Origin of the sequence: Oligoflexus sp., from assembly GCF_035712445.1 — a bacterium.
GTDB lineage: Bacteria > Bdellovibrionota_B > Oligoflexia > Oligoflexales > Oligoflexaceae > Oligoflexus.
Map to the genome: position 1 here is coordinate 22803 of NZ_DASTAT010000079.1, position 13540 is coordinate 36342.

At 56.0% G+C, this 13540-nt stretch carries 13 protein-coding genes; 5 read left to right on the forward strand and 8 right to left on the reverse strand.

The annotated features are described in order from the left end of the window. Window positions 1-54: 54 nt before the first annotated feature. The 4 genes from VFO10_RS17900 to VFO10_RS17915 form a co-directional block, all read right to left on the reverse strand. On the reverse strand, window positions 55-2442 hold the full coding sequence (locus VFO10_RS17900; protein WP_325142661.1) for a putative inorganic carbon transporter subunit DabA: 2388 nt from the start codon (window positions 2440-2442) through the stop codon (window positions 55-57). After that, window positions 2435-3937, reverse strand: coding sequence for a proton-conducting transporter membrane subunit (locus VFO10_RS17905; protein WP_325142663.1), 1503 nt, complete (start codon window positions 3935-3937; stop codon window positions 2435-2437). The genes VFO10_RS17900 and VFO10_RS17905 overlap by 8 nt, the downstream gene beginning before the upstream one ends. Before the next feature lie 147 nt (window positions 3938-4084). After that, window positions 4085-4621, reverse strand: coding sequence for a hypothetical protein (locus tag VFO10_RS17910; protein ID WP_325142665.1), 537 nt, complete (start codon window positions 4619-4621; stop codon window positions 4085-4087). Next, window positions 4618-5208, reverse strand: coding sequence for a TetR/AcrR family transcriptional regulator (locus VFO10_RS17915; RefSeq protein ID WP_325142666.1), 591 nt, complete (start codon window positions 5206-5208; stop codon window positions 4618-4620). Before VFO10_RS17915 ends, VFO10_RS17910 begins: the two co-directional genes overlap by 4 nt. Window positions 5209-5547: 339 nt before the next feature. Between VFO10_RS17915 and VFO10_RS17920 the strand changes: the two genes are divergently transcribed. Next, a complete protein-coding gene (locus VFO10_RS17920) occupies window positions 5548-5874 on the forward strand; it encodes a helix-turn-helix transcriptional regulator (RefSeq protein WP_325142669.1) in 327 nt (108 codons plus the stop codon). 6 nt (window positions 5875-5880) lie between these two features. Here the strand turns inward: VFO10_RS17920 and VFO10_RS17925 are convergent, their stop codons facing one another. Genes VFO10_RS17925 through VFO10_RS17940 form a run of 4 tightly spaced genes read right to left on the reverse strand, consistent with a single transcriptional unit; the run spans window position 5881 to window position 8064 of the window. After that, entirely contained in the window at window positions 5881-6222 is a 342-nt protein-coding gene (locus tag VFO10_RS17925; RefSeq protein ID WP_325142670.1) for a hypothetical protein, read from the reverse strand. Next, on the reverse strand, window positions 6219-7112 hold the full coding sequence (locus VFO10_RS17930) for a hypothetical protein (RefSeq protein ID WP_325142672.1): 894 nt from the start codon (window positions 7110-7112) through the stop codon (window positions 6219-6221). The genes VFO10_RS17925 and VFO10_RS17930 overlap by 4 nt, the downstream gene beginning before the upstream one ends. After that, window positions 7112-7639, reverse strand: a complete 528-nt coding sequence (locus VFO10_RS17935) for a hypothetical protein (RefSeq protein WP_325142674.1) — start codon at window positions 7637-7639, stop codon at window positions 7112-7114. Before VFO10_RS17935 ends, VFO10_RS17930 begins: the two co-directional genes overlap by 1 nt. A 44-nt stretch (window positions 7640-7683) precedes the next feature. After that, window positions 7684-8064: a hypothetical protein gene (locus tag VFO10_RS17940; protein ID WP_325142676.1), complete on the reverse strand. Its 381-nt coding sequence runs from the start codon at window positions 8062-8064 to the stop codon at window positions 7684-7686. 212 nt (window positions 8065-8276) lie between these two features. Between VFO10_RS17940 and VFO10_RS17945 the strand changes: the two genes are divergently transcribed. The 4 genes from VFO10_RS17945 to VFO10_RS17960 all read left to right on the forward strand — a co-directional run. Further along, window positions 8277-9287, forward strand: coding sequence for a hypothetical protein (locus VFO10_RS17945; RefSeq protein ID WP_325142678.1), 1011 nt, complete (start codon window positions 8277-8279; stop codon window positions 9285-9287). Between the two features lie 114 nt (window positions 9288-9401). Continuing rightward, window positions 9402-11402 (forward strand): urocanate hydratase, encoded by a 2001-nt coding sequence (locus VFO10_RS17950; protein ID WP_325142680.1) that lies wholly within the window; start codon window positions 9402-9404, stop codon window positions 11400-11402. A 533-nt stretch (window positions 11403-11935) separates the two neighbouring features. Beyond that, window positions 11936-13246, forward strand: coding sequence for a cyclopropane-fatty-acyl-phospholipid synthase family protein (locus VFO10_RS17955; RefSeq protein WP_325142682.1), 1311 nt, complete (start codon window positions 11936-11938; stop codon window positions 13244-13246). A gap of 28 nt (window positions 13247-13274) precedes the next feature. Then, the coding region (locus VFO10_RS17960; protein ID WP_325142683.1) for a MarC family protein at window positions 13275-13540 on the forward strand (266 nt) is incomplete at its 3' end.

Here is a 13540-nt window from a genome sequence, read left to right on the forward strand (position 1 = left end):
TGGATCCTCACTCCGGGTGCGAGCCCGGAATGAGGCGGTACGAAATTTTCGTTCTCAGAAAGCCAGCCAGCCCCCGCGCGGCAGACGCCGCATCCGACTCCCGCCAGCATCCAGACTGATCAGGCTGATCCATTCTCCCTCAACCAGCTGGCGCACGGCGGGATGTTTGTTCAAGACCGCTTCCATGGCCTCAGGTTTTGCATAGATAAAGGCCTGAAGGCGCAGCGGTTCATGCTGCAGATCCGTTCCATTATGAACGGATTGCCAGGGAAGACCCTGCCGCAGCTGATAGCTCGTCCCTTCCAGAACACCGAAGGACCCGACCAGATTATGCAGGGTCTTGCTGCCGCTGCCCAGAGTCTCGGGCGCGACACTGGATGCGAAGTACTGCATGTTGATGCCATGAGCCACAACCAGAGGCGCGATCAGAATCAGTTCGAGCGTGGCCCCATCGGTATCGGCAGCGGGATCGTAGTGATGCAGGAAAGCCCGTCCTTCCAAATCCAGATTCCGGGTCAAAGTCCGCGGCGCCGCGATGAAGTAAACATTTCCGGCAAGGCCCCATTCAGGACGAATTTCACTCCAGTCGCTCGCACGCTTTTGTGCTTCCTGCAGAGGATCACCTGCACGATTCTCGCGGAGGGCGCGCTCGGCGACGTAAGCTTGTGCGGCCTGTTCAAGCCATGTTTTCAGCTCGGGAATGCCGGGATCATCCGTAAGGAAATGCAGAGTCCCACTGCAGGTTTCATGAAGCATCGGCACAAAGAGTGTGGTATCGGGAATCGCATCCGGCGTTCCGGCTAGGACTGCTCTTACATCGGAATCGTTAAGAATCTGACAGGCCGCGAGCGCATTGATATCCCCGCGGTGACCACCGCAGGCTCCGCAGCCCAAGGCCGAGCCATAGGGGTTATTCTGTGTCGAGGATCCGTGTCCGCAAAGGAAAACATAGGGAGCCAGTCGACCGCGCAGGCCCGTGTGCTTAAGAAAGTTTCGCGCGATCTGAAGGCGATCTTCCAGAGGCAGCTGCTGAGAGTCCTTGTTTTTCAGCTCCAAACGCCGTGGACCTTCCGGCCGTGGAGTTTGCCGTTGAAGGCTCCGACGGATAAGACGCGGTGCATCCAGGACACCCAGGGCTTCCACATAGCTGAAGCAGGTGTTGAGATGCCGGCTTAGAAGATGGGGCAGAAAGCGCGTGGGACTTTGATGCTGTTTTTTATGCTCAGCCTGGACTGAAGCGCTCAAAAGGATGGGACAACGATCCGTCCATTCCCCGGCTTCATTCGCGGCCGCGACAGGTGCCGCGAAAAATCCGGCGAAACCCAGGGTTTCGATGCTCTCGCTCTGCTTTTCAAGATGCCGACGCAGTGGCTCCGAGCGGGCGTCGATGCAAAAGAGGAATTGATACTCGGGCGCCGCAACATGTCCTGGCGCCTGGGGCGCCGCAGCATGTCCTGGCGCCTGGGGCGGCGTTGCATGTCCTGGCGCCAGAGGCGGCGTTGCATGTCCTGGCGCCAGAGGCGGCAGAGCGTCGACCAGCTGCCGGCGCAGGCTTTCCTCATAAGCCTGAAGCCAGATATCCCGTTGGATAAGATCGATCTTCCATGTGCTATCCTGAATATTCCAAAGCGCGTCTTTCGCCGGGCGCTCGGGTTTTTTATTCACCCAGACGCTCCATTCCAGAAGAGCCCGGGCCAGGAACACCTGCTCGGCAATATTCCCTTTCTGGGCCTCAGCCTGCTGCTCGCGATCCAGAAAGCGGGCATAGGCGAACCAGCCTGAAACCGATTGGATGATTCTTTCACTCAACGCCGTGAGGCTCTCTTCATCATCCGTCCAGGCGCGGTAAAGCGCATTCGCAAAGGACCAGGCATCCTCCGCTTTCATGCGCGCCAGCGACTGGCGAATAAAGCCAAGACCTTTGATATCCCAGCTGCGGTCCTGAGCGGCTGTCGTCAGCCAGATCTCAAGATACTGCTGCGGATTTTGAAAGCCCCAGGCCGCATGCGACTGATCGAAGATGGTGGCGCTGAACTGAGCCACGGCTTCATCCAGCTCCGACCGGATGGGTTCCAAAAGGGCTTCGCTCGGCAAGAGAAAACCAGGGGATTTCGGCTGTTTTCTGCCTTCCTCCAGAGCCTGCAGAAGAGCCGCGACGGTAAGGGCTCCATCAAAGTCAGGGGTGTGCTCCAGAACTTTTGTCAGATCCCGCGTGGTCACGCGCCCCTTCTGATAGGCCTCGCGGAAAAAATTCCAGTCGGGATAAATATCGCGGCCCAGCTGACGTTTCTGTTGAAAAGCGACATCCAGAATCGGGGCATCCGTCGAACCTTGAAAAGGATTCACGGCGACGAAGCGTTCCAGAGTCCAAAGCGGGGTCTGGCGTTGACAGATTTTCCGAACCTCGGCGGCAACGTTGGGAAGCACATCCAGTTCAAACATGGTTCACCTTTCCAATCAGACGTTGAGTCATCGCGTGAAAATAAAATCCGTGCCGTGCATGGGTAAGAAAGGCCCAGCGTTTGACAGCCGGCCAGGACGAGAGGCTTCGTTGCAGCACAAAGAGTCCCATGGATCCGGCCGTGACCAGAAGAAGGATGGCATCATGCGCCTCCAGATAAGGCCGGGGCGGCGAGAGAAGGAAACTGCCAGCCTTGTGGCTCAGAGTCAGAAGTAGGGGACCTGCGACCATGATAATCATGGCGCCGACTGCGATGTGCCCGCGACTCGGAGCCAGCGTTGCATGCAAAAGGAGCCCGCTGCCGAGGGCGAGTATCGAGAGAGACAGAGAAACCGCATGACCCAGCGTGAAGATCGTGGCCCCGGCCTGCATGAAGACGAGTAGCGGCAAAGCTGTGAGTATGAGAAGCGATATCGTCGCCACCGTTCCACCCCAGGCCCAGTTCACCTGGGTCTGACGGAAGCGCGAGAGTTCACCCGAAGCAAGGAAACAGTGAGCCTTGTAAAACGCGTGACCGAGCATGTGCATGAGTCCCGCCGTCGGCAGTCCGAAGCTGATCTGCAGGAACATAAATCCCATCTGCGCACTGGTGCTGAGTGCCAGCTGCCGCTTCCGATCGGGTGTGGCGAGCATCGTCAGACCTGCGATCACGATACTCAGAAAACCGAAGAGACCGAGAATGCCAAGAGCCGTGGGCGTCACCAGCGGAAGAGTACGAAGGATCAGATAACCACCGGCGTTGATAATGCCGGCATGCATCAGAGCCGAAACAGGGGTCGGTGTATCCAGGGTTTCCGGCAGCCAGGAATGAAAGGGAACCTGGGCCGATCGTGTGAGCGCGGCGATGACCAGAAGGATTCCAATGACATCACCACCGCCCTGCCCGGCTTCCACCATGGACCAGACCGTGGGCAGATGAAAGCTGCGGAAATTTTCCCAGATAAAGTAAGCCGCGCCCATGATCGCCACATCACCCAGCCGCGATATGATGAATTTATGCTGAGCCGTGCGCAGAGCCTCAGGCCGATCTCTGTAAAGGCAGAGGAGGCGATTTAATCCCAGGCCTGTCCCGCTCCAGGCGACCACGAGGAAAAGAAAATGATTGGTGAGGATCATGAGCAGAACCATCGCAACGGTAAACTGCGCGTAAAGAAAGAAGCGACTCTGCACGGCATCACCATCGAGGTACCGCACCGCATAGCGCGTCACCACCCAGGACAGGAGCGCAACGAGACAGCTCACGCTCATCGAAAGACGATTCAGCCAAAGCCCCGGCACAAGATCCAGGCCCATGCTGGCGAAGGGTGTTTGTTCCAAAGAAACCCAGGCCGCGACGAAAAAAAACAGACTCACGAGCGAGCTCATGGGAACCAGGCGTCGCGCCTTCAAAGGCCTCACGAGCGAGATGATGATACCTAAGCCAATACTGAGTATGCCGAAGAGCGCCAAAAGACCTGGAAGTTCAGCTACTTGCATGGGAGTCCCGACCTCACTTTAAATTCATGAAACACGTTACATGAAACCTAATTCATGTGTTTGGTTTCGTCAATTCACTTTCTGCGGCCCCCGCTCTTTGACGGGGGATGGAAGCCACAGGAATGAAGTTTTAAAGTGAGGGGGCTATCAGAAGAGGTAGCCGATGTGGACAGTCGGGAACACGGTGTAACGGCTCCTTTTCAGCTCATCGCCGGCTATCACGATATTATCTGTGTTCGGGCTATAGCCTAAACCCAACCAGGGCGTGATCGTAACGCTGGAAATGATGAAACGATAGCCTCCGCGGACTCCGTAGCTATATTCATTGAGTTTCAGTTCCTCAGAACTCGGAATATGGACGAATTTTTGTTCACTCCATCCGCCTTCGATACCCAGGAACCAACCTCTTTCATCAGCACGCTTCAGATCCCACTTCACGCCGGCCCCGCGGAAAGAAGCTTCAAAATTATCATTGTCAACGACGTCAGACGGCAGCTTCATGCCGTAAACGCCAAGATCCCATCGCCCATAAGCTGGTGATAGACCAAGATGCACGGAAAACCCCTGCATGGCGTAAGCAATAGGATCGACTTCAACGTCCCACTGAATCCTGGATGATTCCGCGGATGCCTGCGACGCCAAGAGAAAAGGCAGGACAGTGATCAAAGATCTCAGAATTTTCATAACATTTCCTCCTTAGGTGCCATCGAAAAGTGGGTTTTTAGTCCTTCAATCAAAACCGTGACGAGACTGCTGAAGCTGATATCGAGGTCCTGAGGCAGGCCGAAGCCACGATTACGCTCAAGAGCGACGAATCCATAAATCGAACTTCGCAGGATGCGCACGGCATGAACGATTTGGTCACGGGACAAATCGTAAGAGGTAAAGACGCAAGCCACAGCGTTGACAACCTGCCAGCCGGCTTCATGCCATTCCTTGTCGTCCTGAGGGGGAGCCACGGCTGTCGCATCGAAGGCGCCGGGAGTATCGTGGGCAAAGCGCCGATAAGCAGCAGCCACGCTCCGAATCGCGACATCACCGGAGCGTCCCGCCAAGGCTGTCAGCAGGATCCCATGCAGTTGCCGCAGAGCGATCAAAACCACGCCCCGACGAATGTCCTCAAGCCCTTCCGTATGTTTGTAAAGACCTGGAGTCTGGACACCCAGATCCCGCGCCAGCGCAGCCAAATTCAAGGAGTCAAAACCCTGAGCATTAGCCAGGTCGTAAGCATGATGGATGATTTTGTCTCGATTTAAGGTCGTTCGCGCCACAGAGGCCCCCTTGGTTAACTACATTAACTTGTCGGTTAATATGATTAACTTCTTGAGTCGGGCTTGTCAAATTTTCGGTGCAGGATTGTAAGCCTTCGCGATAAGTTTCCAGCCACCCCGCTCCTGCTTCAATCGTAACGGCTGCCTCTTTGATGCCGGCTGATTTCGCGCCAGCAGGAAAATGCACAGTCAGACGACAATCACAACGAGGGACCTCAAGGCACGCCCCAAGCAGAGGTGCCTTTCTCATGAAACACAATTCATGTGTTTGGCTTCGTCAATTAGCTTTATACTGACCCCCGACCCTTGGATGAAAAGCGACAGGAATGAGGTTTCAGAGTGGATCACGACAAAACATCACAGCCAGAAGTATCCGGCGACCTCAAAACGCAGGCGTTATGGACGTTTTTCACCAATCATGGGCATGTGCTGATTGCGTTGGCCAAGGATCCCGATATCACTCTGCGTGATATCGCCGAGTCCGTGGGCATCACCGAGCGGGCGGTGCATAAAATTATCTCGGAGTTGGAAGAGGAAGGTTATCTGACGCGCATTCGGGTGGGGCGCAAGAATCAGTACAAACTTTCATTCGATCGCCCCCTGCGCCACCCTTTGGAATATCATCGAAGCGTCGGTGATGTCATTCGACTGATCCTGGCTCCCTGATGGGCCTCAAAGCTTCGGCCTCGTCACAGCCGGCAGGGATTTGATGCCGTGGGCCGCAGCGATGGAGCCATCCTTATCGAAGATGCAGCGTTTCAAAGAATCGCTGCCCAAAAATGCAGTGAAAGCCTTGGTCGCCGCCGCCTCTTCATCAAATGATGCAATGAAATAGCTCTTCGCCAGTTGATCCGGCACGAGATGCTTTTTGCAGCTCGCGCACCAGGACGCGAAAAACACCAGCTCCTCGGCCGGCTCTTTCTTGAGCTGCTCCTGAAGCTGAGCATAGGTCATGGGCGCGCAGGCCAGAGCCACGTCCGTCACGAGCAGCAAAACAAGGGCGAGATATTTCATAAAGCTCTCATCCAGGCCAGGGTGATGGCGGTTGCTTCCACGGCGTTCCGGTTGGAGCCGAAGGCCGCCCGACGATTCAAGGTCACACGATAATTGGAACCTTCCGGATACAAAGTTTCCATAGTCAAAAATAAATCATGGGTCAAACGATCCGAATCAGGCTGGGATGCGCCATCCAGCATGAAACCCTCGCGTTTTTCCTGGATCGCGCCGCCGATGATTTTCACGGCATCGATCGGCATGCCGCCCACGGTGGCAATGGCCCTTTGCATGGGACCGGGCTTGACGGTTCCCGCTTCGCTCGTGGCACTATCCGGCCGGCCGAAGAGGAGGCTGCCGCCGAACATGATGCTGCTCATGCCATACCAAAGGTCCGCACCCAGATACGTTTCATCATAGCCCGCGCCGAAGACATCCAGCGCATGATCCCGCCTTTGATCATAGATCGAGCGCCCCAGCGCAAAACGATGACCCACCAGAAGCTGCAGCTGGGGAATCCAAGGCTCGGCGATATTGGGCTGCACCACATTAAAACGCATATGGAGCGAGGCATCGCCGTTCTGCATTTCGCTCTGGCCTTGATAAGCATTGCGGCCGAAATTGGTCACCGCGCTGACAAAGGCGCGGGCTGTCAGCCTTTGCGCGTAAGCCAGATCCAGACTCTGTTTTTGCTGGGGACCGTAGCTCCGCCGCTTCGTTCCGTGCTGATCTATATCCCGGAAATCACTCTGATGGCTCAGCCCCAGATAGAGTTTATGATTTTCATAAGGATTTAAAATAACCGGATCAGCCCCGCCGCTGCCGCAGGACGAACAGGCCATAGCCTGCCGCCCCGCGGAAAGCAGGACGGTCAGCAACATGAGAAAGAACATGCTGCTGCGCTTTTGCATCACTGCACCTCGACAGGAATCGACACGCGCGCCTTGTCCGACGATCCGCAGCCACCGGCTTCCACGTCCACGACCCAGTCCCCCGCGGCGCCGCCCATCGAGAAGTAAATGCCCGCCACCGACCAGACGTTGGCATTGTCCTTGTCCTGGGTCAAAACCATCTGATCGGCTTTGCTGGAGCCATGGCCCATCGAAGGCATGAAGAGCTTAAAGCCCGTCAGTTTCAGGGGCAGAGCTTCCGCATGCTCATCGACGAAGGTGACCGTCGCCTTGTTTTCCAGCGACGATGCTTTCAAAGGCGCGTTCCACTCGATCTTCACATGGAATGCCCCGGCCGCTGACGCGGTAAAACCGCTAAGGTCACCATGAAGACCCATATGTTCGTGGGTGGCCGCGCAGGTCGGATCGTCCGCTTGAACAGCAGCATCCGCATGATCGTCATGCTTTGAGCTTTCATCTTTTTTGGAATCACAGCCAAGAGCGATCAGAGCTGCAAAAATAAACGCAGCGCATGAATGGAGTTTCATACTCAATCCCTTTTTCCAAGATGTTTGGTGTCAATCAGAAGCGATTAAACCATGTTCCATCGCGGATAGGGCGGCTCGGGACCTTGAATGTTGGAAGGCAGGGAAAATATATAGTCGAACTGAATAAGGGTGCTGGTCTGAATGCGAAAGCCGATGAATTTTTGCGGATCAAAGGCCGGTAGCGTGACAAAAACAAACTTGACCAACGCACATTCACAAAGATGCGCGTTTTGCAGAGCCGATTTATGGGAAATCTTCGGACTGTGGCAGGACGGAGCTTCGCTCAGTTCCTTCCTGAGGCTGTGCTGCAGTACGGAAAGTATGGTATCACAGCGAGGAATCGTCGCCACGCAGAGGTTCACCAGCAGATAAAGTCCTGCGATGATGCGAAGCGTCGTGCGAAAGCCCTTGGCCAATAAACCCAAGGTTTCCCCTCCCTGATAAACATTCGTAAGCCCCCTTCCTATTCACATTCCGCACCAGCTTTTCGGTATTTTTTTTGACCAAAAAAATCAATATTTTAGCAGAGTTCCCATCCGACCCCGGCTGTCCAAGGTTCAGGCAGTGTCCGCTTTCTGGATGACACCGCACGCATCTGCTATCATCAGGGCATTCCCTTTTTCGTGCAGGAGTGGCTGTGAAACTCAACCGAACCCAACTGACTCTTTCTGGAATTCTGCTGACGGCGGCTTTGATTCTCGCCCTGTATTTCAGCCGTCGCCCTGCTGATCCCCTGACAGAAACGGGTGGTGCACCGAAAAGCATCCGCGAGCTGCTGGTCCAGCCAGTGAATATTCGCACAGCCGTGGAAAAAGCCCCTGCCACCCTTCCTGCGCCCTGCCCAGGACTTTTTGCGCGCGTGACCGAGGGCACCTTTGACGAATTTCAGGCCTTCACGGACGCAGAAAAAAATACGCTGCAGAGTTGCGCTGAAGCCCTCCCCTTTCTCGCCAAGCATGATCCCGCGCATCTCGGTCGCCTGCGGAACGCCTGCAGCACGCCCGATGAAGAAGGCGCCAATGCCATGCAGAATAACTGCGCTCTTTACTTTTACCTCTATAAGGCCGGGCTGGTGGCTTACTTTGAAAAGGATAAGCCGGCCGCGGATCTCAGCACCGACGCGCTCGCTCAAATCTTTTTCCACGAATACAATAACCTTGACCCGCAGAGGCTCGACCTCCTGTCGGGCCTGGCCGATGAGCTGCTGCGCCGCGAACCTTCGTATAGCGTGAAGAAGGCGAAAGCGAGCATCGCGCTCTTTCAGTTTATGAAGTCGCAGAATCCCGCCCAGGGCGAGGAGCTGCTGCGCACTCTCGCGGCTTTGAAGGATCAGAATCCGCATGATGAGCAGGGGCTTGAGCTGCATTTCGTGGCCCTGGCCATCATGGGCAGGGCGCAGGAGATGAATACTCTGACCGAGGAGTTCGTGAGTTCCCATCCATCTTCGGCAGCGGGCCATTACATGCGTTCCGCCTATTTCTGGCAGATGAAGGACCGCGCGCAAACGATCGAAGCCTTGAAAAACGCCATAGCGCTGGAGCCGACCAACCCACGCTACATGGAACTCCGTGATCGCGTGGAAAAGGCGGAACCGGGCGCGGCCGGCGTTTACAACATCAACGTGAACTTCGACCTGATCAGCGAATAATCGCGAACTCACGTCGCAGATTAAACCACGTCATTCCCACCTGCAAAGGCCCGCTCTTTCCATTCCGGGCTTTTTACGGCATATTTCGAAGGCCAACGTCATGATGAGGATAATATGGCCTTTGCCCTGGACGCCCAGCTTCCCCCTGATCCCGTATTCGAACCTGGAATTCGCCGCGCCCCCAAACGCGCTGTCCAACTGGACGAGGCGGATATCGCGTTGGCTTTGCGCAATGCGCTGCGTTATGTGCATCCGTCTTTGCACGCAAAGCTGGCTCCTGAATTTTTGAATGAACTCACGACGCATGGCCGCATCTATGGCTATCGTTTTCGCCCCCAGGGTCGCCTGAGCGGGCGGCCAATGCATGAATACAAGGGCCGCTGTGAAGCCGGCAAAGCCCTGCAGGTCATGATCGACAACAATCTTGATTTCGCGATTGCGCTTTATCCCTATGAGCTTGTGACCTACGGAGAAACCGGCCAGGTCTTTCAAAACTGGATGCAGTATCGTCTGACCAAACTCTATCTGGAAGAGCTGACCGAGGATCAGACGCTCGTTCTGCATTCCGGCCATCCGCTCGGCCTTTTTCCCAGCAGTAAAACCGCGCCGCGCGTAATGGCGACCAATGGTCTTATGGTCGGCCTCTTCGATAACCCGGAAGCCTTTGCCCGCGCGGCGGCCATTGGTGTTGCGAATTATGGGCAGATGACCGCCGGCGGCTGGATGTACATCGGCCCGCAGGGTATCGTGCACGGAACCTACAACACTCTTGTGATCGCCGGTCGTTTGAAGCTCGGCATTCCGGTGGATGGTGATCTGCGCGGTCGACTCTTCGTCAGCTCGGGACTCGGTGGCATGAGCGGCGCGCAGGGCAAAGCGGTGGAGATCGCCGGCGCGGCCGGCATCATCGCCGAGGTCGACGCCTCGCGGATTGAAACGCGGCGTTCGCAGGGTTGGGTCAGCCGCGTCACGAGCAACCCGGCCGAGGCCTTTGCCTGGGCCCAGGAAGCCGTGGCCGCGAAAAAAGGCGTGGCGATCGCCTTTCACGGAAATATCGTCACGCTGCTGGCGCATGCCGTGGACCAAAATATTCGCATCGATCTTCTGTCGGATCAGACCAGCTGCCATGCAGTGTATGAAGGCGGCTACTGTCCGGTTCAGCTGGATTTCGCAGCCCGCACCGCGATGCTGGGGACCGACAAGGCCCGCTTCCGTCAGCTGGTGGATGCCACGCTGCAGCAGCATTTCGAGTTGATTCATAAGCTCGTGGCGCGCGGGACCTATTTCTTTGATTACGGCAATGCCTTCATGAAATCGGTTTATGATGCGGGCGTGAAAGGCATCTGCAAAAACGGGCAGAATGAGAAGGAGGGCTTTATCTGGCCGTCCTATGTGGAAGATATCCTGGGCCCCGAACTCTTTGATTATGGTTATGGTCCCTTCCGCTGGGTGTGTTTGAGCGGTGATGCCAAGGATCTGGACCGTACCGATGCCGCCGCGGCCGAGACGATCAGCCAGCTGCGGCCGAAGCTTCGATACCAGGACCTGGACAACCTTCGCTGGGTGCGCGAGGCCAAGGGCTATCAGCTGGTGGTGGGCACGCAGGCACGCATCCTTTATCAGGATGCCGAAGGTCGCCGCCGCATCGCCCGTCGTTTCAATGCGATGGTGCGGGCCAAGGAAGTCGGGCCTATCATGCTGGGTCGCGATCATCATGATACGGGCGGAACCGATTCACCTTATCGCGAGACGTCGAACATCAAGGACGGGTCCAATATCATGGCGGAGATGGCGACCCATATTTTCGCGGGTAATGCGGCGCGGGGAATGACGCTGTGCGCCTTGCATAACGGGGGCGGCGTCGGTATCGGCAAATCCATCAACGGTGGTTTTGGACTGCTATTGGATGGAAGTGAAGAGGTCGATCGCATCATTGACAGTGCCCTGCCCTGGGATGTGATGGGCGGCGTGGCCCGTCGAGCCTGGGCCGGCAATGCGCACTCGATCGAGACCTCGGCGCTTTACAACGAGCAGACGCAAGGGAAGATCACTCTGCCGTATCTCGCGGATCCTGGGTTGATCCAGTCGGTGATGGCGCTGCAGAAAAGGTCATAGAATTTATGGGCTTCGATCTGGCGGGTTGTGCAGGAACCCGTCGGCTCGTGGAAATCCGTCGGCTCGTGGAAATCCGTCGGCTCGGGAGAACCCGTCGGCTCGTGGGAACCCGTCGACTCTCCGGCCAAGCGGCCTCGTGGGAACCCGTCAACTCATCCGTTCAACGGGCTCTATCCGACAACAACAAGCTAAAAGTTAGGATTACTTACGCCCCGGTCTGCGAGCGGGCGCTTTGGCAGGCTGAGGGGAAGGTTGGAGTTTCGCGACTTCACCAGCCACCCAAGCGACTCCGACTAGAGCCACACCAGTCAACACAGCAATCAACATAGAACACCCTCCTTTCTTTGCGAATCGGCGTCCTTTCTCAAAAACTTAAGTCCACTCTTTACTTAACGCAAGCCCCATGAAAATATAAGGGAATCAGTGCCATTTTGCCCAGAATCTCGAACCGACGACCTGCAACCAGAATGGATCCAGTCTCGGAATTTCAAAGGGTTATGGGCCACACGTCCAGCATGCCAGCGGAGGTTCGCATGGAAGAACTGATACCCCGCACACTCAGACGTTGGGAAACCTATCAGAGCAACCTTTATAAAAGCGCGGTTTTGGCTAAATTTCAATCCATGACACGCGGTCGTCTGACCTTAAAAGTCCAGGGCGACGCTCACAGCTACAGTTTCGGCTTCGGAAAAAAAATTCAGGCTGATATGGAAATACGCAATGAGCGTTTTTTCATGCGCTTTATGAAACACGGTGAACTCGGTTTTGGCGAGTCTTTTGTCGACGGCGACTGGGACTCTCCCGACCTTGTGGCTCTCATCCGCTGGTTTTTGTTGAACATTGATCAATTGGATGCCCTGGGTCGCGTCGACCTTGGCGACCATCCGCTCTTTCAATTCCTGCAAAGCGTCCAGGAAATCCAGTCCATGCTCGATCGCACACGGCCGGCGGGCTTCAGTGATTCCCTGGCTGCGCATTACGACCTGGAGCGCTCTTTTTTCACGCTCATGCTGGACCCGACCCTCACCAATTCCAGCGCGATCTTCGAAGGCAAGGAAAGCCTCGAAGAGGCGCAGCTTCGCAAAAATCGCCGCATCGCCCAGGAGCTGAAGATTCGCCCCGGCGATCATATCCTCGAACTCGGCTCGGGCTGGGGCAGTCTTTCGCTCTATCTCGCCCTCTGTTTTCCCTGCAAAATCACCAGCGTCACCATCTCGGAAGAGCAGCACCGCTATCTGAAAGAGAAGGTGGCCGCCATGGGCCTTGAGCAAAGGGTTTTCCCGGCCCTCCTCGATTACAGGTCAGTCAAAGGCAGTTTCGATCGCATCGTCTCGGTCGAACTGATTGATGCTCTGGATGCCCAGGAACTGCCTGGATTCTTTGCTCACTGCGATGAACTCTTGAAACCGCAGGGCATCATGGTGCATCAGCTTTTGCTGACACCGGAGCGTTTTCGTTCGGAAAATCATGCCGGTGCGGATTGGATAAGGAAGTATATCAGTCCTGGCTCCTTTACGCCTTCACTTTCGCAGTTCCTGCATGCAGCGAACGAAAAGGCCGACTTTTGCGTCCGACGACTCGAAGACATCGGCCTGTCCTATGCCCGCACGCTCAACGCCTGGCGGCAGCGGTTTGAAAGTCATCTGCAGGAGGTCAAAGCCCTCGGCTTCGATGAAAGCTTCGTTCGCAGCTGGCGTTACTATCTATCGTATGCCGAGGCCGCGTTTCAGCACGGGCTTATGACCGCGGCCCAGCTGACCATGACGCGACCGACCCAAAGAGGTGAAGAGCCCGAGCAAAAGGCTTTCCACGGGGATGGAAACACTGGTATGCTTGTCGACTGATGCGTGAATCACTGTGCGGGAAGCTTCCGTGGATTTAAAAACCTCGTTCATGAACTTTGCGTCTTCATTTACGGCGCTCTTTGCCATTGTGGATCCGGTGGCCGTCATCCCGGTTTTCCTCGGTCTTACCGATCGTTATACCGCCCAGGAACGCGCCGCCGTCAGCCTGAAAGCCTGCGCGATCGCCCTCGCCATCCTCAGCGTCTTCGCCGTTACCGGGGAAGGCATCTTCCGGCTCTTTGGAATCTCCATCCCGGCCTTTCGGATCGCCGGTGGCATCCTGCTCCTTTTATT

What these genes read in the sequence shown, in the direction of transcription:
- VFO10_RS17900 (WP_325142661.1), bottom strand. Translation starts at nt 2,442, where the DNA reads ATGTTTGAACTGGATGTGCTTCCCAACGTTGCCGCCGAGGTTCGGAAA.
- VFO10_RS17905 (WP_325142663.1), bottom strand. Translation starts at nt 3,937, where the DNA reads ATGCAAGTAGCTGAACTTCCAGGTCTTTTGGCGCTCTTCGGCATACTC.
- VFO10_RS17910 (WP_325142665.1), bottom strand. Translation starts at nt 4,621, where the DNA reads ATGAAAATTCTGAGATCTTTGATCACTGTCCTGCCTTTTCTCTTGGCG.
- VFO10_RS17925 (WP_325142670.1), bottom strand. Translation starts at nt 6,222, where the DNA reads ATGAAATATCTCGCCCTTGTTTTGCTGCTCGTGACGGACGTGGCTCTG.
- VFO10_RS17930 (WP_325142672.1), bottom strand. Translation starts at nt 7,112, where the DNA reads ATGCAAAAGCGCAGCAGCATGTTCTTTCTCATGTTGCTGACCGTCCTG.
- VFO10_RS17935 (WP_325142674.1), bottom strand. Translation starts at nt 7,639, where the DNA reads ATGAAACTCCATTCATGCGCTGCGTTTATTTTTGCAGCTCTGATCGCT.
- VFO10_RS17950 (WP_325142680.1), top strand. Translation starts at nt 9,402, where the DNA reads ATGGCCTTTGCCCTGGACGCCCAGCTTCCCCCTGATCCCGTATTCGAA.
- VFO10_RS17955 (WP_325142682.1), top strand. Translation starts at nt 11,936, where the DNA reads ATGGAAGAACTGATACCCCGCACACTCAGACGTTGGGAAACCTATCAG.